Here is a 23,110-nt window from a genome sequence, read left to right as displayed (position 1 = left end):
GTCAGGCATCCTTGACGATTTCGGCGATGTTGAGCAGGCGCATCGGCGGATAAAGGTCGAGGCGCTTGGCGGTGTTGATGCGCAGCAGCAGGGAGAAGCGGTTCAGCGTCTCCACCGGTATCGCGGTGGCCGGCTTGGCTCCGCTCAGGATGTCGTAGGCCTTCAGCCCGGCGAACCGGCCGACGTTGACCGCCGGGCTCACCAGCCCCATCAGCAAGCCGGAGCGGCGGATCGGCAGTTCGGTGGAACAGAAGGTGGCGACATTGTTGGCCAAAGCCGCGTCGGCCACCGCCTGGCTGTTGTTCGACGCCACCAGCGTGTCCGGGCCGATATAGACCAGTTCCGCCCCGGCCCGCGCCACGTCCCGGATGAGGTCGGGAATGGCGTCGGCATTCGGCCTGCCGGCTCCATCGCGGGGAACCGCACCGTCGATGATCTCCACGCCCTGGCGGGCCGCCTCCTCCTTCAGGTCGCGGACGGCGACGACCATGTTCTCTTCGGCCGGGTTGTAGACGGCCGCGATCTTCTTCCAGCGCCGGTAGGCCAGCATCGTCTTCAGCTGGACCGCCACCGGAGCGATGTGGCGGGTGCCGGTCACCGCCCGGCCCGGCTGCTCCAGCGAGCGGACGATGCGCGAGGCGACCGGGTCGGTGACGGAGGTGAAGACCACCGGCACATCGGTCAGAAACTTCGACGGATCGGGATCGTCGTAGCGGCCGACGGTCGCCAGCGTCAGCGGCGTGAAGACGGTGAGCACGAGATCGGGGCGGGCGGCGCGGATCTCCGGCAGCATGCCGGCGACCGCGGACGCCTGCTGCACCTCGCGCACGTCGATCTTCGCCTGCATGCCCATGGATTCGAGCAGATCACGGAATCCGAGCACGTCGCCGACATCCTTGCGCGGCGTCAGCACGATGATGTTGGCCGGCCGGTTGCCACGCCCGGCCGTGGCCGGATTGGGCGTCGGGGCTCCCGTCGGGGCACCCGTCATGGCGGCCGATGCCGGGCCGGATGCCAGGAGCGCGCCGGCGGAGCCGAGGAGCAGCGAGCGTCGGGTCACGGAGGTCATGCCGGGTCCTTCTGGGGGAGGTCAGCGGAGGGCCGTCCGCCGGTGGCGGCCAGCAGGAGAAGCTGGGCGGCGACACAGGCGGCCAGCACGATGCCGATGCCCTTCATGGCGCCGTGGTAGCCGTAATAGGCGAGGAACAGGCCGGCCAGGAACGGCGCGATCACCGACCCCATGCGCTCGATCAGCCGGAACATGCCGATCACCGTGGTCTCGCCGAGCGTGGAGCGCTCACGCACGCAGGATTCCGCCAGAAGCGCCATCTGCGGGGTGTTGACCAGCGCATGGGCGAAGCCGAGCAGGGCGACGCCGGTGATGGTCATGGGCAGCGTCCCGGAATTCGCCAGCACATAGGCGGCACCCGCGGCGATCACGCCGCCGACCGCCAGGAACGGGGTTCTCCGCCCCGAACGGTCGGACAGGTGCGCCACCAGCGGCGACGCCACGATCATCATCAGCCAATAGAGAAGAAGCACGCGGCCGATCCACGACTGGCTGACGCCGCTGTCGTCCAGCGCCAGCGGCAGCAGGAAGAACAGCAGGGCGGTCAAGCCGAACTTCGCCGGTACGGCGCTGAACAGGGTCACCGCCACGAAGCGCGGATTGGTCAGGCAAACGCCGACGTCGCGCAGCCTCAGCCCACGGGTCTTGGCCTTGCCGCTGTCGACATGCCTGGGCAGCAGGTGCCACGCCATCAAGGCCGCCGCCAGGGCCAGCGTCGCCGAGACGATGAAGGTCATGCGGAAGCCGATCTGGTCGGCGACGACACCGCCGATGGCCGGACCGCAGACGCCGGCCGTCAGGATGCCGCCGGCATAGAGCGCGATGGCGCCGGCGCGCCGGCGCGGGTCGGTGGCATCGATGACGAAGCCCTGCGCGGCGATGAAGACGCTGGCGTAGCCGACCGCGGTCAGGCAGCGGGCGACGATGAGCTGGATGAGATCCGTCGCCAGGCCGGAGCCCAGCAGCCCGAGCGCGGAGAACACCGCGCCGGCAAGGAAAACGGTGCGGCGGCCCCGGCGCTCCGACACGTTGCCGGCAATCGGCTGGGCGACGGCCCAGAGCAGCATGAACAGCGCGATGGGTGCGCCGATCACCAGCTCCTTGCTCAGGCCGGGCACCGGCTCGAAGAGATCCTTGATATAGACGGACAGGAAGGTGCGGGTCAGTTCCTCCGCCAGGGCGAAGACGAAGATGGCGAAACGCAGCTCGCTGATCCTCTGCATCGTCACGATACGGTCGCCAGCGGCGGGGGCCTCGGCCGCATTTGCCCCCTGCTGCCGCGGGGCGGCCCCATCCGCATCGCGCATGACATCGAGCGCGCGGTCTATGGCGCGGCCGAGATGACCCACCTCGTCGCGCCCGCGCAGCCCGGTCCGCAGGGTCAGCCTGCCCTCTGCACCCTCCTTGAGAACGTCGCCCACCCGCTGAAGCGGTGCCGTCACCGAACTGCCGACCACCAGCAGCAGGATTTCGATGTTCAGAAGGATGGCGACGATCAGCACCGACCCGAGATCGAAGACGATGTCGTTGAGCGCCGCCTCGACCGACCCGGCCGGGACGCCGACATGCAGGAGCGCCGGCACACCGCCGCCGACGGTCAAGGCGGCATCGATGTAACGCCCGGCCACCGCGCCATCGGCGTCGCGCGCCGCCAGCACGTCGCCGGCACGCGCATCCGGGGCGCCGGCGAACGCGGCGATCCGGTCGCCGACCATCAGCGCGATGTAGTTGACATCCGGATTGACCGCGAGGGCGTCGGCGAGGATTTCGTCGACCCCGTTGAGCTTCTCGACCTCGAAGCCAAGCGACACGGCCCGGTCGATCTGCGCGACGATGTAGCTGCCGACGACCTCCGCCTTGCGCGCCAGTTCCGGCTCCGCCTGGGGACGGAAGAGCGTGTTGAAATGAGAGGTCTGGACGACGAGGCTGACCAGCATGAGAACCGACACGAGGCCGGTGAGCAGCCAGTTCAGCCGCTTGATGAAGGTGAGTTCCATCACGCGACCTCCACCGGCGCCGCCTTGCGCTCGTCCCTGCCCTGCCGGCGTCGCGCGGACACGCGGTCCACGAAACCGGCAAGTCCCGGAGCGAACGCCGCGATCTCCGGCGGAACGACAGGCCGCCCGCCGTCGGTCGCGGCCTCGACGATGACTGCCGCCTCCCGCAGGGACCGCTGAAGGCGCCGCATCACCAGCCAGACGACGATCAGGCTGATGACGTAGCAGGTGGCGAGGTTGATCGCGCCGGAGATCGCCAGTTCCGGAATCGTGCCGCGGATGCCCGCGCGCAAGGCGTCGAGGGAATAAGTCAGCGCGACGCCGCCGGCCACGCCGCCATAGGCGTTACCGATGCTGAGCAGCAGCACCTGCGAGCCGCCGTCGACGATCTTCGCCCCCCGGTCGGTTTTGCCGTCGCGGTGGAAGGCCGCGAGCCAGGTGTCGGGCAGCGTGCCACGGACCGCACTGCCGCCTGCCGCGCCCAGCACTTCGCCCCGGTCGTTGAACAGCATCAGTCCGGTGATCTGGAGGTCACGCACCAGGGCGCGCTGGATCATCTCGTCGAGGTTGCGTAACGCGTTCAGCGCCACGCCGAGGCTCACCGCACCTTCGACCTCGCTCGACAACCCATGGGCAACGACCCGGAAGCGCGAAGCCACTGTCTCCTCCACCATGCGCTCCATTTTGAGATACGAGAGCACCGCGGTGGAGGCGAGCGCGAAGCACAGCGCCACCTGAAGCAGGAGCATGATCTTGGTCGACAGGGTCAATCGCATTGTCGGTCGGTCGCTTGGCTGATCGCAGATTTGTCTGCTCGGCTTTGCTGCCGGGCCTGGAACTCGGGTTCAGCCGACCTTAACGCAAATTCACCGACCCAGAGGACGAGACGGGTCCAGAGTGGACGCGTCCGGCGTGCACTGGCCGGAGCAGGGATCCATTTCGTGCGCTTACGACTTAAGTGATATTACTACAATCTGAGCGATAGCTTCGCTTCCTTCAAGAACAATCTAATATTTCTAAGCTGTAACATGACAATTGCGGGGTAATTGCATCAACCATCCGAATAAGCGCGAGTCGTGTCACAGCATTGTTTCCGCAAATTCGGGAGGTCACGGAAGTTTATGCCCATCCGTGCTACATCGCTTCTTTTCATGCCGCTGCCCGTTGTGGTACCTACTATGGGCATAGCTACATCGCAACCCAGAGGGTAGGATGATGCGGATCGAAATCGAGCGACCGTTGACGTGGCCGATCCGACCGGTGGAGACCAGCACGGAGCTTGTTGCGCCGGGTCCTTCCATATTGGTGGTCGGGCAAAACCTCCCCGCGGCCGACCGCGTGCGTGAGAGTTTCCTGCGCAACGGCCACCGCATCCAGGTGACCAGCGACATCGTCCAGGCGCTCGACACGCTGGAGGCCGACTCCTCCATCGGTGTCGTCGTCGTCCAGATGGTGATGCCGCATTTCGACGGGCTGGCGCTGGTCGAGCGCATGCAGTCCTCCATCGGCAGCCGTTCCGTCCAGTTCATCATCCTGGCATCCGGTGCGCAGGTCGGTGACGTGGTGCGCGCGATGCACTTGAAGGTAGCGGACTTCGTGGACGATCCAGAGGATTTCGGCCGGCTGCACGGTGCCCTAGTGCGGGCGCTATCCGTGAGCCAGACCACGCGCGAAGCCCCGCCCCACGACGCAGCGCTCGACGAGGCTTACCGGCACGGAATGGCGATGATCGCCGCCGTGAAGGCACTGCGCGAACGGCAAAACCCGGCCGCCCAGCACGCCTTCGCCGGAACGGTCGCGCCGTCCGCACCGGCGCTCAGCGTCGTCCCCATGACCAAGGCGAAGAAGCCCGTTCCGATCCGCCCCGAATCGGATCATGAGCGGTTGCGTGCGCTTCGTGCGCTCCAGCAGTGGCAGGCGTCCCGCGACAAGTTCTTCCCGAAGGATCTGTTCGAGGATCCCTGCTGGGCCATGCTGCTGGATCTGATGACCAACCACCTGCTGGGCAAGCGGATTTCGGTATCCTCGCTGTGCATGGCCTCCGGCGTTGCGCAGACGACCGCCTTGCGCCGCATCTCCAACCTCAAGGGCTGCGGCCTGATCCGCCGGGTGGCGGACGATCAGGACGGCCGGCGGGTCTTCGTCGAACTGACCGAAGAGGGGATCGCCGCCATGTCCCGCTACATCGAGCACATCCAGTCCATCAATCCGCCTCCGTTCAATTGATGGCCTGACGGACCCTTTGGCGGTCCGCAGACCGCACCAATGAGGACTGTTTGGGCATCGACAACCGCGATGCAAACCCGCGACACTCGGGAAGGCCGGACAATCTTGAAGCGCGTGGCCGCGGGGGCTGAATGAGCGATCGGAAATTCAAGGAGTTGATCGTGCTGTCCTCGGCCGATCAGGCCGGCGACCTTGGCCGCAAGCTCCCCGACCAAGTCCCGACTTCGCGCGACGAGATGGACCGCCAGAAGATGGCCGAGCGCCTGCGGGCGCAGGGCTGGAGCTATCGGCGGATATCCGAGGAGTTGCAGGTCTCCTACATCCTGGTGGCGCGCTGGTTGGGCGATGGCCCGGCACAGCAGGCGGCCCGGGTCGCTTCTGTTTCAAAATCGACATCCACCCCGGCGGAAACGCCCGCACCAGCCCCCAAGGGGAAGGCCGCCAAGGCTGCCGCCGCCCGGGCCGCTGCCGCCGCGGACGACGACCGGGATGTCCTCGCCCTTCAGTTCCAGGCGTTCGAGCAGTATGTCCGCGAGGTCATCGCCACGCTCGACGAGCGTCACGAGACGATGATCGACCGCCAGGACGAACTGATCCGCGCCCTCGACGAGGAGCGCGCCAAGGCGCGTGCCCGCGAAGAGGAATTGCTGGAAGCGCTCGAGGCCGAGCGTGCGCGCTGGTCCGAGGCGGAGGAGCGCTTCCGCGCCGAACTGGACCAATTCAAAGAGGAAATGCGGGCTTCCGGCGGGTCGTCGGCCACCGATGACGACGAGGCCGCGTCGGACGAAAACCCGTTCAGCTTCGGCGATGACGACGAGGAGGGGGGCAGTTCCGATCCCTTCAGCTTCGGCGACGACGAAAGCGGAAAAGACCCGTTCAGCTTCGGCGACGATGACGATGCTGAAACAGCTGCGGAGGATCCGTTCGGTTCCAGCAGCGACGACGAGGAAGAGAAGGAAAAGGAGCCTGGCGAAGAGGATCCCTTCGGTTCCGACGATCCGTTCGCTGCCTTCGACACCGACGAGGATACGTCCGAAACGGAGCAAAGCACGGCCGGGGCTGCGGACGATGCGGAGGACGTGACAGCCGGGAGCGAGACGGCTGAAGACGAGGACCCGTTCAAGGCCTTCGAGGACGAAGCCGAGGCCGACGACACCCCGACGGTCAGCGCCGACGCTTTCTCCTTCGACGAGGAGCCCGAAGCCAAGGAACCGGAGCCCGAGCCCGAGCCGCCGAAGAAGCGCAAGGGACTGCTGTTCTGGCGGCGTTGATGCTGGAGACTTTACGTCGATGGAGGGAGGCCCGCCGCATTGCGGCCTCCCCGTCCGCCGCCCACCCTGAGCGGCGGGGGCCTTAGCCCACCGTGATCCAGGCGCAGAGAAGCACGTAGGCGATCGGGAAGACGATGACCGAGATGCGGTCGAGCCTGACGGCTTTCGCCGCGTCCCGCTCGTAGATCATCAGCGACACCGAACTCTGCAGCAGGCTGAGGAAGATCAGCCCCATCGACGCCATGTTGATCTTGTCGGACAGGGTGAAGCCCGTGCTGTGCGGAAGCTCGCCGGCGACGATGAAGTAGCTGGCCACCACAGCGAACAGCGCACCGATGCCGAGACCGAAGCGGGGGTCGAGATCGACCGGCTTGACCAGGAAGGCCAGGAAGGCGACCAGGCACGAAATGAAGATGGTCGAGAAGGTCTTGAAATAATAGACTGTGTTCGGCCTGTCGATCTGCACTTCCTGCACGAAGCGCGAGAAGCGCGACTCGTGCGCCTTCGGCAGGGAAATGTCGCCGTAGTTGGTCCGGTACGTCTTCTCCATGATGCCGGCCGTGGTCTTGCTCACGTTGTAGCCGGCAACGTCGATGTCGGGATTGACCTCGGTGTTCTCTGTGTCGGCGACATAGACCAGATTTTCGACGGTGCGGTCGTTGTCCTCGATCTCGATGCGGATCGACTGCTTGTCCAGCGGGAAACGGCTGATGTCCCACGCCTGGTTGAGCACGGCATGCACGCGGGCCGAGATGTAATTCTGGTCCTTGATCTTGCGCAGCGGTGTCGGCTCCTTCGAGCTGATGGTGCCGTTCATCACCTCGAAGGAGTCGAGCGGATTGAAGTCGTCGGCATCCCAGCGGAACCAGACATAGAAATCCACCGTCACCTGCTTTTCCTTCAGGTTCAGTCCGGTGATCTGGTTGATGTAAGTCCCCACGACCACCTTCTGCGGCTCGGCACGCGCTTCGTCCGCCGCCATGGCGAACAGACCGGCGAACAGCATAAGCGCGAGCGCCAGCACGTTCCTAAACATCGCAAGCCCCCCTTTCCGGCTCGGTTAGTGGTCGAGCGCGTGGCTCTTCTTGACCATGTAATCCATGAAGGCGAGCAGCAGACCCGAGACCACGAAGGTGCAGTGGATGGCCACCAGCCACATCAGGTCGCGGTCGGACACCGTCCCGACATGCATGAAGGTCTTCAGCACCTGGATCGACGAGATCGCCACGATGGAGGCGATCAGCTTCACCTTCAGGGCGCTGAAATCGAGCTTCCCCATCCATTCCGGACGGTCGGAATGGCCGGCCACGTCGATCTTGGACACGAAGTTCTCGTAACCGCTGAAGATCACCATCAGCACGAGGTTGCCGACCATGGTCAGGTCGACCAGCGCCAGGACGACCAGGATGACCTCGGACTCGTTGCCGCTGGCCAGCTTCGGGAATGCGTGGACGAACTCGACCGCGAAGCACCAGCCGATCATGCCGAGCGCGCCGACCAGCCCGAGGTAAAGCGGCGCCAGCAGCCAGCGGCTCTGGAACATCGCCTGTTCGAGCAGATGTTCGACCTGCTTCGCCGGTCCGCGGGGGGCCCGGATGGGGGTGCCGGTCGGGAGTTCCGCCGGAGTAATATGAGCGTGGGTCATTCTTTTTTTGCCACCTTGATTTCAGCCGGAACGTTCTGCGGCTGGCCGTTCTTGTAATGGACGTAAGTCATGTTGAGCTTGGTGAAGGACAGCGAGATCGTCTCGTCGCCGCTGTTGTCGCCGCTGCCATTGGCGGAGACCGTGTAGGACGTGACGTGGACATCGGTCAGCACGATGGTCATGAACTTGTCGAAGCTGATCTTGCCGCCGTCGATGTCCGACTGGCTGGCCGACACCTGCGTGTCCATCGGCCGCAGGAAGTAGATCGTGGCTTCGGCGCCCGGCACGGGGTCGGCGAACGCCGCCTTCAGCAGCAACGGCGAAGCCATGTCGATGGATTTGCTGAGGTCGATGCTGTCGATGCCGACGGTGCGCCGCTTCGCCTGCGGCTTCACATTGCTGTAATTGTCGTGCATCGCCGCGATGCCGTAGACGTCGTAGTCGTCGTCCTCGACCGCCGAGCCGTATTCCAGGGATCCGGCGTCGTTGGAGCCGGTCTTCATGTCGAACTTCGAGCAGAAGATCAGGTTGCTGTAGCCCTGGAGCAGCGAATCGCCGGCAATGCCCGGATATTTGAGAAGAATGCGCATCGCGGGGTCACTCGTCCTTCAAGCGCAGCACGGAGAACATCCGCCCGACCTCGCCGCGGTCGCCGAGCAGGTCTGCATAGAGTTCCGGCAACGAGAGCTGACCCCAGGAGGCCGCGCGGCGCACCAGATAGGAGGTCGGGCTGTGCGGCTCCTCCTTTTCCAGATAGTCGGCGATCTGCCGGAGCATCCCGTAGGCCTCCTCCCGATTGCGCGGCCCGCCGGTCCAGCCGGCGCCGGACGGACGGGCCGCAACATCGGGGGCTGCGGCGGCATCGCCGGTCGCAGCGTCTTCGGGCGCGGCCACGGGTGCCGCCGGTTCGAGAGCGACACCGCGTTTGCGCAAGACATCCTCCTGGAACCGGCACAGCTCCTCGACCGTGCGCTTCATGCGGGAGAGGGCGGGAGCGTTGCGGCCGGCGAGCCGGTCCAGCACCGTGCCCAGCCCAAGCGCCGCCGCCTCTGCCGCTTTCAGGCTTTCACGCTGGGCGACGTAGAACTCCGAAGGCGTCTTCTCGACATCCTTGACGATGCGCTCCACCGGCACCTCGCCTTCGGCGATGGCGGCCTTGTAGGCGCGGGCATCGCGGCCTGCCAGCTTGCGCAGGCGCTGGGCATTCTGCCAGTCCTGAAGCCGGAGTCCCGACTTGGCGCCCTGTTCCGGCAGCGCGATGGGCATCGCCAGCAGATCGCGGGCCAGCCGTTCATCCAGCCACGACAGGGGCGCGAAGCGCGCCTCCATGTCGCCGTCCTCGTCGATGCGCGGGTAGAGCCCGTCCCAGAATGTTTCGGCAAGGCCGGCGAGCATCGACAGGCCCGGCGCGATGGCGGACGGCCCATGCTGCTGCACCAGCGCCTGGACCAGCCAGACGGCGATCTGGAGATCCTTCGAGCGGGTCGCCAGCAGATCGGTGGCGCCGGCCGCGACGCCCTTCCAGTCGGCCCGCTTGACGTCGTCGGTCTGCCAGATCCCCTTGTCGGTGTCGTCGTCCATGCGCCGGGCCTCGACCAGCGCGTCGAACTCGGGCTCGTAGCGGATATCCTCGCCGGCCGGGAGATCTCCCGGGATCGGCATAAGAATCCGGTCGACGTCGATGAGAGGGCGTTCGGCGGTCTGCGTGTCGGTCATGGCGTTGACTGGGATCCGTTCGTTGACACGTCAGTAGACGCGCTGGTTGGCCGGCCGCAGCAGCGGCGGCACGCCCGGCGGCGCCTGGAGGTCGAAGAAGGCGCGGTCGGTCGGGTTGACCGGCTGACCGCCGAAGCCGGCCGAGGGGAAGCCCGTCAGCCCCGCCGGCGGTGTCCCTGAAGAGCTCGGGGGGAAGCCCGGCGGGTAGCCCGGCCGCGGCATGGCGCCGGCCGACGCCAGCAGCGGCGCCGACGACGGAAGCTCGGGCAGCGCCACCTTCTCGTCGCGCGGCGGCTTGCCGTCGGTCACGACGGTCCGCTTGGCGCCCAGCGCCATGAAGACCCGCGTGTCCGGCCGTTTCGCCTCGGGCACGGAGGGCAGGCCCGGCGTGCCGGGACGCAGGCTCGGGCTGAGGGAGACCGGCGCATCGCGTCCGGCCTTGTCCTCGACCTCCCTGCCCTCGCCGTCCCTGGCGGCCGACACGGGCCTGGTCTGCGCCTCGAACAGGAGGACCGTATCGGCGTTGGTGGGCCGGTCGCGCTGCGCGGCATTGTGCTGGCGGACCAGCGCGAACAGCGCCCACGGCCCCTCATAGGCGAAGGTCAGCGTGGCTTCGTCCACGCTGGACGATGCACCGATGCCCGCGACCGGAACGAGCTTGCCGTCCTTGGCCCAGCGCAGCGACACCGCGACGCGGTCGCCAGGGTACCAGCGCAAGGGCGAGCGCGCACCGATGTTGGCGATGGTGCCGGCCGGGGTGGACAGCTTCCACTCGATGATGTTTGTGCCGCCGGTCTCGCGGCCACGGTTGACGCGGAAGGTCGGGTCGAGCAGCAGTCCGCCGGACTGGTCGGTGACGGTGGCGGCCGTCAGCGCCGGCTTCGCCAGCGCCATCGTTTCCATGAAACGCAGGGCGTCGTGACCGGCGGTGCCGAGGCGGGTCGAGCGGCGCAACCCCTCGATCACATAGCCCTGGCGGGCATCGAAGGCGTCATAGAAGGCCCGCACCATGGCGACGTCGGCCTGGTTCTCTCCGACCGGACCGAATGGGAAGCGGCCGGCCAGCGAGACGTTGAAGGCGGTCGCAAGCTCGGCATAGCCCAGATAGACGCGCTGGTCGACCATCAGGCGGCAGCGGTCGGCGATGGACTGCTTCAGCTCGTTCAGGCGGCTGGCGAAGAAATCGCCGGCCTGCGGGTCGAGCTGCGCCTTATCCCAACAGTTGGCTGCGTCGATGGCGGCCACGTCGGTGGTGACGAACTTTTCCAGGGCGGCCAGCGTGCTGTTCGGACGGCCGCCCTCATAACGGTCGAACTCGGCGACGATGCGCGACCATTTGGCCGAGAGACCGGAGGCCGCGCCACCGCCCATGACGGGCTTCTCCAGGATTTCGACCACCGGGGCCGCGACCTCGCGGGTCAGCGCCATCACCTCCTGCCGCGCATTGCCGAGATAGAGGGCCAGCGCCGTCGGGCTCTGCTGGCCGAACAGTTGGGCGGGAACAAGCGGCCCGTCGATCCAGGCGTTCAGCGACCGCGCATCGGGGCGGTAGAGCTGATCCTCCTCCAGCATGCGGTCGGCCTGGGCGAGCACGGCGTTGGCCTGCCGCGCGACGATGTCGCGGATGGCGTCGGCCGGCGTGGCGAGGCCGATCTGCCGGAAGCTCTGCATCGTCTCGGCCAGCACCGGGAAGGCGAGGCGCAGCGAGCGCGCAGACTCCCGAAGCTGCGTCAGCCCGCCGGCACGGTCGATGGTCCCGCCGGCCGGCGTGCCGGACAGGGCGCGGGCAAGAACCTGCTCGACACCGCGGCGGAGCTGGTGCTGCGCCGCGGCGCGCATCGAGGCGCGCAGGATCTGCGGGGCCTGCGGCACCTCCTTGGCATCGAACAGCAGGTAATCTTCCAGCAACGGCGGGATCGTCTCCAGCGCCGCACGGTCCCAGCCGGCGCGGTTGGTCGGAGCAGCCGCAGAGGCCGCCGTGGTGCCCGACGCCTCGCCGGAGCGCATGAAGTGGCGCGCCGACCAGACGGTGAGAGTCTGGCGGAGGCTTTCCGCCGTCGGCGACAGACGCGGGGCGCCGTTGGGGCCCTGGACCAGCAGCCGGCCGATCACCGAGTCCAGCGACTTTCCGCCCGATCCGGCCTCGTCATAGCGGCGCTGGGCCAACTCCATGATGTCGGCGCGCAACGACGGCCCGAACAGCTCCGATTTCTCCAGTCGGGTGAGAAGGGTGTCGAACTCTGGCGGCAGCACCGGGCCATCGGTGCCGATCCAGGCGCCGCGCTCCATGTTCAGGCCGCGTGCGGCCTCGTCCAGGCTTCCCAGCACCTCGGCGTAGGAGGTCGCGGCATCGGCACCGGTGCGGGCTCCCCCGGCGAGCAGTTCAAGCTCGTTGGCGGCGACCGACAGGCGGGCCACGGCGAGGCCGCTCATGGCGAGTTCGCGCAGATAGGCGTCGGCGAACTGGCGGAAGCGGCGCGTCACGTCGCCGCGATAGGCGGACAGGTCGATCGGCCGCTGCGCGCCGGGACCGGGGGCCGGGATCGCACCGCCCGACGGCGGCACGTCGACGCTCCAGCCATGCAGCCTTGCGGAGAAGCCGCGCGCTCCGGCGGAGCCCAGCGAGAATTCCAGCGCCTCGTCGAGCGGCATGTTGGCGTCGCGGGAATCGACGGTGTTGTAGGCCCTGGCCAGTCCTTCGGCGATGCCCACCTCGGCGGCGAAGGCGCGCAGGCGGTCGAACTCGCCGGCACCGATCTGGACGCGGAGCGGGTCGCGGGCCAGCCGGCGCAGCCGGTCTTCGGCGACGTCGCGCATGGTCGCCAGCGTCAGCCGGCGATAGCCGACCGCCAGCGCGCGGGACACCTCGTCGGGCACGCCGCTGATCCAGGCGGCCGGCAGCGGGTTGAAGGGCGGATCCTGGGGCAGGGTCGCCATGCCCTGGACGAACCGCGCAGCGGCATCGGCATAGGTCGGCGGCAGCGGCGCGCCGGCCTGATTGGCGGCGCGCTGGTCGGAAAGCTGCTGAAGGTTCGCCGGGATGTCCGACAGGATCGGCACCAGCTGATCCGACAGCGTGTTCACCCGGTGCACACCCATCCACAGCAGCAGGATCGCAGCGGCGGAGGCGACGGCGGTGCCGACCGGCCAGGCATGGCGACGCAGGGTTCGGGTCGCGGCGAAGGCGCGGGTCGGCTTGGGCAGGCCCGCCTCGGGGAAGATCTTGCGGTTCAGCAGGTCGCGGCCGAAGACGGCCGGCGTCTCCGGCGCCGTCTGGCCGACGAAATAAAGACCGCGGACATACAGGGTTTCCTGATAGGCGGTGCGCTTGAAGGCGGTGCCGAGCATGGCGCGCAGGGCCGCCTCCGTCCCGGTCAGCCGGTCGGTCAGCGCCACGATCTGCGCCCCGTCCTCCCGCGCTGCCGCGCCGAAGACTTCGAGCTGGAGGGCCAGCATGCCGGCGGCGACGGACTGGAGCGCCTCGCCGACGACGTCGGGGGTGAACACCGTCTCAAGCGCGTAGGGCGACGACCAGCCGAGCATGCCGTCGCGCAGGGGCTCGGGCAGCGCATCGGCCAGCAGCGGGAAGCCGGGAATGGTGTCGCAGCCGGTGACCACCACATAGACCGGCAGCGCAAGCCCGAGCGTGCGCTGGATCTCCCACAGGCGGGCGTAAAGCTCGGTGCCGCGCGCCGCGGCGCGGCGCACGTCCTCAAGCTCCTCCAGCGGGATGGTCAGGATCACGCCGTCGGCCGGCATCATGACCCGATGGCGGGCGAGCTGGTCGAGCACGCCCTTCCACGCCACCCGCGCGTCGTCGATGTCGATCACCACCGCCCGGTCGTAGAAGCGCCAGTGGAAGCCGAAGGGCCGGTCCTTGGACTCCACCGGCGGCCGCACCTCCTCGGCGCAGGTCAGCAGGCCGCCGTCGTCGCCGGGAACGACGCCGGTGCGCAGGTACCACGGCACCAGATAGACGTTGCGCGACAGGGTTTCACGATAGGCGGCGAGGCCTTCGCGGAACAGGCGGCGGAGGTCGCGCCCGCCGACGATGGGCAGCGCCGCGGGCACTCCCGGCGTACCGGGCGCCCCGGCGGGATCGGCGCTCTCGGGCGCCGGCAGGGCCTTCACCTCGGGCGGCGGCTCCGCCGGCCGGCGGCCGGCGCGCAGCAGGATCACCGCCATGACGGCGATGATGACGAGGACGACCAGCAGAAGCGCTGCGAAGAACCACAGCTGGTTCTGCGCGATGCCCGTCAGGACGGTGCCGAGAATATCCATGGTCCCTCTCCCAGCCCCGGCTCAGCGCGTCACGCGGACGGACGCCTGCATCACCGCGTCCGCCGCACTCGACAGGTTCGCGGTCGTCACCCACCACATCGCCTGACCGACGACCAGCCACGCCCCGGCCAGGGCGGCCAGCACGACCGGCCAGCGGACGCCGCGCGCCAGCGTGCGCATCTGCCCGTCGGTCATGGTGTGGGCGTAGGCGGACGGGATCAGCGTGCGCCCGGCCGGCAGCAGGCCGGGCGCAAGCTCGGACTCACGTCCGGCGATGAACTCGAAAAGGCGGGCGGAGATGCTGCGCAGCTGCACGGCACCGCCGGGCTCGCGGTAACGGCCCTTGAAGCCCAGCCCCAGCAGCAGCAGGTAAACCGCGGCGAGCTGCGACAGCCGGCGATCATTGCTGGCCAGCAGCGCCTCCATGCGGTCGAACACGCGCTCGCCGGCAAGCCGGGTGCGGAACAGCGCCTGCTCCAGCAGCGCGGAACGCCAGACCTCCCGCCCGTTCCACTCCACGTCGTGGATGAACAGGTCGTCGGCCAGCGCCGCCATGGCGTATTGCGCCTCGCGGTACTGGCTGATCATCAGTTCGGTGCCGGTGCGCGCGACCTGCGCCGCCTGGGCTTCCAGAAAATCCTGGAGGCGGCGGATGACGATCTCCGCATCGGGTTCGAGGGACAGCGCCGGCGGGGCCGCGCCCATCCCCGGCCGGGCCGCGAAGCCGGCAGGCGCATGCATGGCCGACAGGGCAAGCACGTCCTCGTTCAGGAAGGCCGGCAGGCTTTCAGTCGCCTCCGCCCCGGAACCGGCGGCGGCAGCGGCAGCCGGGCGGCCGGCGCGGATCGCCGCACGGTGCTGCTGGATCTCGCGGGCGAAGGCGAGGAAGTGATCGACCAGATCCCGGCGGTGAAGCATCGTGCCAATCCTCAGCTCAGGCCGTGACGAACAGCGTGATCTCGGCGGGCCGGAACCGGCTGCCGATGCTGTCAGGGTTCCAGATTTCCAGCCGCTCGCCGGGGACGATGTAGCGGGGGTCCACCACCACCTCGAACGGCACGACGCCGCGCGGTGCGGCGACGCCGGATTCGCCGCTGTCGTCGAGCGCGATGCGGTCGGCTCCCTTCACCCGCAGGCCGGAAAGCGTCTCCAGCTTGGAATGGGAGGCGACGATGCAGTTCTCCATCCAGGCCGCGACCTCGCCCACGGTCGCGGCGGCAGGGCCGCGCACGCCGATGACCAGACGTCCCTTCAGCCAGGCCTCCTCCATCACCAGACCGAACATCCCGGCCTCGAAGGTGAAGGGGATGCGGGCGACACCCTCCTTGACGCGGTCGATCATGCGCAGGATGAAGTCGCGCACCTCGCCATAGGCCGACATCGGGTCGTCATGGTCGTAGCGCGACAGCTTGGCCGGCACGGCGCCGTTGGCGAAGGCCGAGAGGTGGCCGGCCAGCGTGCACAGCGAGAGATAGACATCGAAGGGATGGCAGACGCCGACGGCGAGCTGCGCCTCCAGCGGCGGCAGTCCGGTGACGAGGCTGCGGATTTCCGTACGGGCGGCATCGGCCAGCTCGGTCGCGGCGTTGCCGGTGCCGACGCCGGAGCGTTCAGCCAGGAACAGCGCCTTCTCGCGCACGCGCCGCACGATCTCGCCGCCCAGGCGGCCGAGCGCCGAGTTGGCGGTCACCGACAGCGTCGGCGGCACGAAGTCGGTCAGCACGAAGGCGTCGTTGCGGAAGGTCGCCTGGGCCACCGGCATCGACACGAATTTCTGCGGCGGCTTCTGGTTCGGACCGGTGGTGGCGAACAGTCCCAGGCGCGGGCGCAGGCGGGCGATGGCTACCTCCTCGCCGCCGTTCAGGTCGGGGACCGGACGCCCCTCCACCGAGAGGAAGCGGGAGATCTCGCCGGGACCGGGGGCCCGGTCCGCCAGCGCCTGCGGGATGACCAGATGGATGGTGATCTGCGTCTGGCCGACCGGGTCGGCATAGGCGGAGATGTCCACCTCCAGCGGCTCGGTGCTGTCGCCGGCATGATGGACGATCAGCCCGTCGGGCATGATCGCCTCAAGCTCGCGGATGCGCACCAGACCGGACACCAGATTGACGCGGTCCACCTGGAAATGCACGACGCCCCAGTGGAAGGGACGGGCATGGCCGGCGTGGTAGGTCAGCAGCCGCTCGTTGCGCAGAGCCTGCTGCTGGAAATGCTGCGGGGCCAGCAGCATGCCGTCGTGCCAGGCGATGGCCTCGGGAATGTCGCGTGCCTCGGTCATGCCGGCCTCCGGTGAATGGCGGATACGTCAGGGAGCAAGTTCGACATCCTTGTCGCCGACGGAAAGGGAAAGCGTGCGCGTGTCGGGCACGCGCAGGCGGTGCGGTCCGGGGGTGGCGTAGTTGGCATAGACAAGGATCGCCCAGGCCGCCTCGCGGTCCGACGGAAGCTGGGCGTCGAGCTTCTGGCCGGGCACCAGTTCCCAGCTTGCGATGTCCAGGGTCGAGGGATGGTCGCGCCGGTACTGCTCGCGCTTGGCGAACCAGTCGGCGGCGGTGAGGGCGGTGAGCTGATCGACCAGAGCCTTGTCGCGGATCGACACCACGTCGATGGCGACCGGCGTGCTGTCGTTGGCGGCGGGTGCCACGGTGAAAGACACGGTGTTCAGCCAGGCCGCCGGCTTGTCGGCACAGGCGCCGAGAAGCAGAAGAAGGGCCAGGGGGATGGCGAGGGCAGCATGGGAACGTCGAAGGGACATCAGGACCGTCCTCCCGGCTCGGCTAGGGTGACGACTGTTCCGGCGACGCCGCTGGACCGCTTGATGGCGTCCGCGGCGGCGGTCGCCTCGTCGGTGGTGGCGAAACGGCCGCTGCGCACGGCGTAGGGCGTCGTGGCCCCGCCGTCGGGCGCGTAGGAGACGGCGGCGGAAACGCCCCGCTGGCCGGCGGCATCGGCGAAGCTCTCGGCATTGACCTGATTGGCGAAGCGGCCCAGCTCGACCGCGAAGCTGCGGACGGGGGCCGGGTCGCCCGCCTTCGTTCCTTGCCCCCCTTGTCCTTGCCCGGACACCTGATCGAGCCCGTTGAAGAGACGCTCCTCGACGCTGTTCTCGACGCCGTAGGACAGCTTGCTGCGCGCCTGGAAGGAGGCGCGGTTCACCGACTTGGCCATCGGAGCGGCCATCCAGGACGGAAGGAAGCGGCCGGCGGCGGCGAGCGTGCCGTGGGCGACCGGGTCCAGCACACTCTCCGCCACGCCCGAGACGGTGTCCGCGGCGCGGTCGGCGGTGGCCTTGACCGCCTGTTCGGTCTCGAACCGGCGAGAGATGGCGCTCATTCCGACGGTGTCGGCGACGCCGGCAAACCGGCCTTCGCCAGCAGGGGCGGCACCCGGCGCGGCACCGGGGCCGGCGGCGACCTGCGTGGCCGGCCCCGGCCCCATCGTCGCCACGGCGATCCCGACGCCCAGCAGCACGGCGACAACCATGAGCACGACAACGCCGATGGCCAGCCCGGCCACCTGTCCCCGCCCCAGCGTAATCGTCGTCATCGCCATCGCATCCCGAGCGAAATCCTGTTCCGAGAGCCCGTCGGCCCGGATCGTGGCAATTGAAGCATCAAGCCGCCGGAATCACGCCCTCTGTCTGGTTCGTTCTGGCGTAGTCCGCAGGGGTGGACGGGACGCTGTCCCGAAGGCCTATTTCCGGCATGGGCGAAAGTCCGCATCCCATGCGTTTCCGCGGGGTTGAGGCATACATCCAATGTGGAGCATTCAACTTCCGCGACAGGTCGCGAACGGCCGCCGGTCACGGCGGGGCGGCGGCAGCGGCAGGGGATGTCTCGCCGACCACCACGCCGCCGATCCCCGCCACCCGCTCATACTCCGGCCGGCGCGCCTCCGCCTGCCACAGGTCGGCGAAGCTGCCGGCGCGCACGCGCAGCCAGGGCCGTCCGCCGGCGTCGAGCGTCTCGACGATGGACACGGGCAGACCGCGCTCCTGCATCACGCCGGCAAAGGCCTTCGCATTGTCGGGCGAGCGGAAGACACCCAGTTCGACGGCGTAGACCGTGCCGCCCTTGGCCGTTGCCGCCGCGGGCCTCACCGGGATGTCGGGCGGCGAGGTCTCCTTGGGAGCGCCCTTCGCATCCTTGGCGTCTTTCCCGTCCGCGCTCTTCGCTTCGGCCGGGGCGCCGGCCGGAGCAATGCCGTTGGCCGCCCCTGCGGCACCTCCTGCCGGCGCCGAAGCGTCCTTGGCGGCTTGGGCGGTGACACCCGGAAGCCCGCCGCCGGCCAGATAGTAACCGCCACCGAACGCCACCACCAACAGCAGCAGGACCAGCACGGCGAGGAGGACCTTCTTCATCGCCCCTCCGCCGAGACGGTCCGGGCAGCGGCGCACAGGCCGTCCATCGCCGAGGTCTCGCGCTGGTAGCCGAGACGGACCCGCCAGCCCAGCACCCGGCACAGGTAGACGTCCTGCGCCTGGGTGTTGCCGGCACCGGCATGGTAACGGCGCACCGCCTCGGTCCAGGAGCCATGGCGGTCATAGAGCAGGCGCAGGAAGGCCGCCGCATAGGCGACATTGGTCGCCGGGTCGAGAATATCCTCGCCGAAGCGGAAGGCGTGCGAATGCCAGCGCGTGTGCACCTGCATGCAACCGACCGCCATGTCGAGGCGCAACGACCCTGCCCCGTCGCCCATCAGCGCCAGCGCCTCGCCTCGGCTTGCCGGAAAGGCCGGGGCGCCGCCCAGGTTCAGCGCCCAGGGCCAGGTCGCGCCGCCGCGGCCGGACTCGGTCATGCCGATGGCGTGCAGGATGCCGGTGGGGATGCCATAGGCCGCCTCGTTCGCCGCGAAGTAGCTCTCGCATGGGTGCTGCGCCCGCGCGGCCCCAGGGAGAGCGAGCAGCACGAGAAGGGCGAGCGCCGCCGCTGCGGCTCGGGCAAGCATGCCGGCCGTCATGCCCGCACCCGTACGGCGAGGCAGGTGCGGTCGCGCGCCATCGGAACGGTGCGGCCGCCTGCATGCTCGAACAGCGCCGCCTGCACGGCGGCGACCGTGCTGTCGGCCGAAAGATCGTCGAGACCGCTCAGCACATCGCCCATGTGGGTGCGGCCGAACGGCACGTCGAAGCGGTTGGTGCCGTCGAGCAGACCCGAGCCGCACAGAACCAGCGTGCTCGGCACCGGCAGGTCGAATGCGGTCTCGGCGACCGTCAGGCCGGCATCCAGCCCCAACGGCAGGTTCTCCGCCACCGGCAGGTCGACAACGTCGCCCAGACGGCGGGCCAGGAAGGGGGCCGGCACGCCGGCACCGGCGAAGACGAAGCGGCGATTGCGCAGGGTCACCACGCCCATCGCCAGCCCGATCCGCAGCCCCGCCGCATTGTCGGCGGCGAGAAGGCGGTTGGCGCCGGTCAGGCAGGCCCCCGGACCGAGCCCGGCGGAGGCCAGCGCGCGCACGGCGGTGCGGGCGGTCACCGTCATAAAGCCGCCGGCCAGACCACCACCCGATACCTGGCCCAGCAGGACCACCAGCGTGTCGTCGTCGGCCAGGAAGAAGTCGTAGAAGCTCCCGTCGAACTCCGCCGCCGGCAGCAGCAGCCCGGCCGCCGCCAGATCGGGGCGGGCCGGCAGGCCGGCAGGCAGGATCGCCTCCTGCATGCGGCGGGCGATCTCGAACTGCTTTTGCAGTTCCACCAGTTCGGTCTTGGTGTCGAGCGAGGCGCGAAGCTGCACCACCATGCCGTCCAGGGCGGCGTGCTGGCTGCGCACGCGCTCGGCCATCACCTCGAAGGCGACCGCCAGACCGCCCGCCCCATCGCCGCGGCCGGTGACGGACTCGATGCGGTCCAGATCCCCCAGCAGTTCCACCCGGCCCTGGTCGGGCAGGGTTTCGGCCATGCGCAGCATCTGCTTGCGAATGAAGGACTGCTGACGCAGCCAATGGCGGCCACGCCGCGCCTCGGCATCCTGAAGGGCGCGGCTGCGGTTGCGGAACACCTCCACCGTGCGGGCGAGCCGACCCGCCTCGTCGTTGCGCTCGGCGCCCAGCACCGCCACGTTGGTGTTGCCGTCGGCCAGCGCCGACAGCGCGGAAAGCGACGCGTGGATCGGCGCCAGGGAGCGGCGGAAAAACCACTCCAGCCCGAACAGGCTGGCCGCCAGCACGGTCATCAGCACCAGGATGGCGCTGGTGTCGAACAGGCTGGTCGCCATGTCCTCCAGCGTGGATTCACGCGCCACGACCAGTGCCAGCGTGTTGCCGCCGGCAGGATCGGCGAGGCGAAGAGTGCGGACCTCGAAACTGCGGCCGGATCGGTGGACCTTGGCGTGGTCCCCGCCGCCACCCAGGGACGGCTGGATGTCCTCCCAGGGCAGGGCCCCGGCGCGGTCGTAAAGCGCGCCGTTGCCGTCGACCAGATAGGCTGAGCCGCCGAGGACGCGGGCAAGGACCGTCAGGCTCGGCTGCACGGTGCGCAGCGCGAGGACGACACGGTCGGCCGGCCGGGCCTCGCCGAAGGGTGCTGCCACCATGTGCTGCACGGCACCACCGACGACGACGAGGCCGGTGTAGGCATCGTTCTGCGCCAGCACCTGGGCGACCCGCCGTTCGTCGATGAGGCGCATGTCGGTCGGCGCCGGCACCGATATCAGCGGCTGCCCGACGCTGTTGACCAGCGCCGCTGAGGAAAAGCCAAGCAACGGCAACCGGGCCGCTGCGGCCTGGCCGTTGTTGCGGTCCATCGCCGCGACCAGCAGCGGGTCGGCGGCCGCCCGCTGCATGACGACGGCCTCCTCCTCCATCAGGCTTTCCCAAAGCCGCTGGGCGACACGGGTCTCCTCCGCCACACGGCGCTCCGCGGTGCGGTCGCCCCACAGCACGGAGAACAGGACCGCCGTGGCAAGCACCGCCAGCACCGCACCGGCGGCGAAGACGAACATCCGCCCGCCCAAACCAGCTCCCATAATGTTCGTTCTCATGCCGCCGCACTCCCCTCCGCCGCGGCGGCCGGCACGGTCCGGCGGTCCAGCAGGACGCGCCGCAGCGCAAGCGCGATGGGCGGCAGCAGGGCGACCGTCACCACCAGCCCGGCCGAGGCCGCGGCGACGCCGGCATTGCCACCGAGCAGCAGCGGCAGCCCCATTCCGGCCAGAAGCGCCATCGCTCCGCGCAGCGCGACCAGACCGCCATTCTCGCCACTCGCCGCCAGCGCGGCATGCCCGGCACCGAGCGCCGCGGCGACGGCCAGCGCCGAGCCCGGCCCGGCCGCGGCGGCCCCCAACGCCAACGCGCCGGCCGCCAGGGCGGTGGCGGACAAGGACAGCAGCACGGCGGCCGCCGGCCGGGGCGAGAGCGCCACCACCGCAATCGCCGCCAGCCACGCGGCACCGCCGTGGAACCAGATGAACTCCGCGCCCTGGCGGACACCGGGGGTGCCGGCCACCTGCGGCATGGCGGCGTAGGTCAGGGCAAGGCCGGTGACCAGCCACAGCGCCCAGCCCTTCGGCGCGGGCCGTCCGCCGCTCCACCAACGGTCGAGGGTGAAGATCTGGCGCAGAATCAGGGGAGCCCGGCGCGCCGACGCGACGCGTTCCACGCGCAGGGCGACCAGCAGGCCGATGGCGGCCGACAGGGCGCCGATGCCCATGACCGGTCCGGTGCCGATGCTCGCGGTGCACAGGATGGAAATTCCCGCCCCGGCGACCAGCCCCCCGGTGGCCGACACCCCAAGGTCGGCGCCGAGCGTGTCGAGGATCGGGCGGATGGTCTGGACCGACAGGCCGGCGCCGATGCCGCCCAGAACCGCCGCGGCGAGCAGCAGGTCGCGGCCGGGGTCCGACAGGGTGGTCACACCCCAGGCCACCAGCGCGGCGAGCGTCACCGCCAGCCCGTACCGCCCGACGATGCGGGCGAAGGGGGCCGCCAGGGCGATGCCCAGCGCCGTGGCGGCCAGAGCGGTATCGAGGGGCAGGCGCTGGGCGGCGACGCCGGCGAGGATGGACAGGGCCACCGCGGCGAAGAAGACAACGGCATGCGGCAGCGGGTTGCCCGCGACGGGCGGCAGCGCCGCGAGCCGGTCGGGCGAGAAGTGGCCCAGCCGCTCGATGCGGACGATCAGGGGCTCGACCTCCGCCGCCGCATCCGGATTGAAGCTGAGGTCCCGCACCTCGGTCAGGTAGGCGTGCGCGCGGGCGAAGCGGTCGTTGACGCCGATCACCAGCCGGTTCATTTCCGCCAGCAGGCCGCCGATCAGGCTTTGGTCCACCGGCGGAGCGATCCGGTCATAGACGCGCCGGGCCACCACCGCGTCGAGCCCGCTAGCATAGCCGAGCGGCGCGACCAGCTGCGTGTGCACGAGCATGCGGAGAAGCAGAGACCCGCCCGTCAGCGCGATGGTCAGCGCCACCGCGAAATCGATGAGGATGCGCCGGGTGTTCGCCGGCTGCGCCAGGGCCTTCCGGCCGAGGATCACCTCGCCGGACTGCGTCGCCCCGGTCCGCAGGGGATAACGCTGCACCGACAGGTGGAAGGCCGACCAGTCGGTCTCGGCCGGGGACAGGCGCGCCGACAGGTCCGGCCGACCGGTGGTCGCCTTCTGGAACAGCGTCTTCCCATCGGCGTCGGCGATCAGCACCAGCTCGATCTCGGGAACGATGTCGGAGAGTTCCTCCAGGTAATCGTCCATGCCGGCCAGACGGTTGAGCGGCAGCCCGAGGCCGAGCGCCTTTTCGAGGTCCTGCACCAGGGCCTGGCCGACGATGTCGGTGCGCGTCGCCGTGCCGCGGTCGGCCAGATTGGCGGCGCCGACCAGCGCCGCCGCCAGCGTGGCGATCCACGGAATGACGACGACCGCAACCAGCAGGGGCACGAAGCGGCGGACCGGGTGCTCGGATCCAAACAGCAT

18 protein-coding genes are annotated in these 23,110 nt (G+C 69.2%); 2 read left to right on the top strand and 16 right to left on the bottom strand.

Translation table 11 applies throughout. The features are described from left to right. Nucleotide 1: 1 nt before the first annotated feature. From ABNQ38_RS00195 to ABNQ38_RS00185, 3 genes are read right to left on the bottom strand one after another with little or no spacing between them, the layout of a single operon-like run. On the bottom strand, nt 2-1,069 hold the full coding sequence (locus ABNQ38_RS00195) for an ABC transporter substrate-binding protein (protein ID WP_377805090.1): 1,068 nt from the start codon (nt 1,067-1,069) through the stop codon (nt 2-4). Beyond that, nucleotides 1,066-3,066, bottom strand: coding sequence for an MFS transporter (locus ABNQ38_RS00190; RefSeq protein WP_377805089.1), 2,001 nt, complete (start codon nt 3,064-3,066; stop codon nt 1,066-1,068). Before ABNQ38_RS00190 ends, ABNQ38_RS00195 begins: the two co-directional genes overlap by 4 nt. Next, nucleotides 3,066-3,842 (bottom strand): hypothetical protein, encoded by a 777-nt coding sequence (locus ABNQ38_RS00185; protein WP_377805088.1) that lies wholly within the window; start codon nt 3,840-3,842, stop codon nt 3,066-3,068. Before ABNQ38_RS00185 ends, ABNQ38_RS00190 begins: the two co-directional genes overlap by 1 nt. A 436-nt stretch (nt 3,843-4,278) precedes the next feature. Here ABNQ38_RS00185 and ABNQ38_RS00180 point away from each other — a divergent pair, with 436 nt between their 5' ends. Continuing rightward, complete coding sequence (locus tag ABNQ38_RS00180; protein WP_377805087.1) at nt 4,279-5,292, top strand: response regulator; 1,014 nt, start codon at nt 4,279-4,281, stop codon at nt 5,290-5,292. 161 nt (nt 5,293-5,453) lie between these two features. Next, the gene (locus ABNQ38_RS00175) at nt 5,454-6,563 is read left to right on the top strand and encodes a helix-turn-helix domain-containing protein (protein ID WP_377806207.1); all 1,110 of its coding nucleotides are present in this window, start codon (nt 5,454-5,456) and stop codon (nt 6,561-6,563) included. 82 nt (nt 6,564-6,645) lie between these two features. Here ABNQ38_RS00175 and ABNQ38_RS00170 read toward each other — a convergent pair whose 3' ends face one another. From ABNQ38_RS00170 to ABNQ38_RS00110, 13 genes are all read right to left on the bottom strand, one after another. Continuing rightward, complete coding sequence (locus tag ABNQ38_RS00170; protein ID WP_377805086.1) at nt 6,646-7,599, bottom strand: hypothetical protein; 954 nt, start codon at nt 7,597-7,599, stop codon at nt 6,646-6,648. Between the two features lie 24 nt (nt 7,600-7,623). After that, nucleotides 7,624-8,208, bottom strand: coding sequence for a TIGR00645 family protein (locus ABNQ38_RS00165; RefSeq protein WP_377805085.1), 585 nt, complete (start codon nt 8,206-8,208; stop codon nt 7,624-7,626). Further along, complete coding sequence (locus ABNQ38_RS00160) at nt 8,205-8,798, bottom strand: type VI secretion system tube protein Hcp (RefSeq protein WP_109051061.1); 594 nt, start codon at nt 8,796-8,798, stop codon at nt 8,205-8,207. Before ABNQ38_RS00160 ends, ABNQ38_RS00165 begins: the two co-directional genes overlap by 4 nt. 7 nt (nt 8,799-8,805) lie before the next feature. Further along, the gene (tssA, locus tag ABNQ38_RS00155; protein WP_377805084.1) at nt 8,806-9,924 is read right to left on the bottom strand and encodes a type VI secretion system protein TssA; all 1,119 of its coding nucleotides are present in this window, start codon (nt 9,922-9,924) and stop codon (nt 8,806-8,808) included. 30 nt (nt 9,925-9,954) lie between these two features. Continuing rightward, nucleotides 9,955-14,205 (bottom strand): type VI secretion protein IcmF/TssM N-terminal domain-containing protein, encoded by a 4,251-nt coding sequence (locus ABNQ38_RS00150; protein WP_377805083.1) that lies wholly within the window; start codon nt 14,203-14,205, stop codon nt 9,955-9,957. A 21-nt stretch (nt 14,206-14,226) separates the two neighbouring features. Next, nucleotides 14,227-15,123 (bottom strand): DotU family type IV/VI secretion system protein, encoded by an 897-nt coding sequence (locus tag ABNQ38_RS00145; RefSeq protein WP_377805082.1) that lies wholly within the window; start codon nt 15,121-15,123, stop codon nt 14,227-14,229. A 16-nt stretch (nt 15,124-15,139) separates the two neighbouring features. Next, nucleotides 15,140-16,483 (bottom strand): type VI secretion system baseplate subunit TssK, encoded by a 1,344-nt coding sequence (gene tssK, locus ABNQ38_RS00140; RefSeq protein WP_377805081.1) that lies wholly within the window; start codon nt 16,481-16,483, stop codon nt 15,140-15,142. Between the two features lie 27 nt (nt 16,484-16,510). Continuing rightward, on the bottom strand, nt 16,511-16,960 hold the full coding sequence (locus tag ABNQ38_RS00135) for a hypothetical protein (protein ID WP_098735796.1): 450 nt from the start codon (nt 16,958-16,960) through the stop codon (nt 16,511-16,513). Then, the gene (locus ABNQ38_RS00130; protein WP_377805080.1) at nt 16,960-17,751 is read right to left on the bottom strand and encodes an SPOR domain-containing protein; all 792 of its coding nucleotides are present in this window, start codon (nt 17,749-17,751) and stop codon (nt 16,960-16,962) included. The genes ABNQ38_RS00135 and ABNQ38_RS00130 overlap by 1 nt, the downstream gene beginning before the upstream one ends. Before the next feature lie 256 nt (nt 17,752-18,007). Next, nucleotides 18,008-18,565 (bottom strand): SPOR domain-containing protein, encoded by a 558-nt coding sequence (locus tag ABNQ38_RS00125; protein WP_377805079.1) that lies wholly within the window; start codon nt 18,563-18,565, stop codon nt 18,008-18,010. Beyond that, complete coding sequence (locus ABNQ38_RS00120) at nt 18,562-19,164, bottom strand: lytic transglycosylase domain-containing protein (protein ID WP_377805078.1); 603 nt, start codon at nt 19,162-19,164, stop codon at nt 18,562-18,564. The genes ABNQ38_RS00125 and ABNQ38_RS00120 overlap by 4 nt, the downstream gene beginning before the upstream one ends. Further along, entirely contained in the window at nt 19,161-21,185 is a 2,025-nt protein-coding gene (locus ABNQ38_RS00115; protein ID WP_377805077.1) for a PP2C family protein-serine/threonine phosphatase, read from the bottom strand. Before ABNQ38_RS00115 ends, ABNQ38_RS00120 begins: the two co-directional genes overlap by 4 nt. Continuing rightward, nucleotides 21,182-23,110, bottom strand: coding sequence for a hypothetical protein (locus ABNQ38_RS00110; protein WP_377805076.1), 1,929 nt, complete (start codon nt 23,108-23,110; stop codon nt 21,182-21,184). Before ABNQ38_RS00110 ends, ABNQ38_RS00115 begins: the two co-directional genes overlap by 4 nt.

This window comes from Azospirillum sp. A29, assembly GCF_042604625.1.
GTDB lineage: Bacteria > Pseudomonadota > Alphaproteobacteria > Azospirillales > Azospirillaceae > Azospirillum > Azospirillum palustre.
The sequence above is the reverse complement of the archived record's forward strand: the minus strand, read 5'-3'. Positions and strand labels throughout refer to the sequence as shown.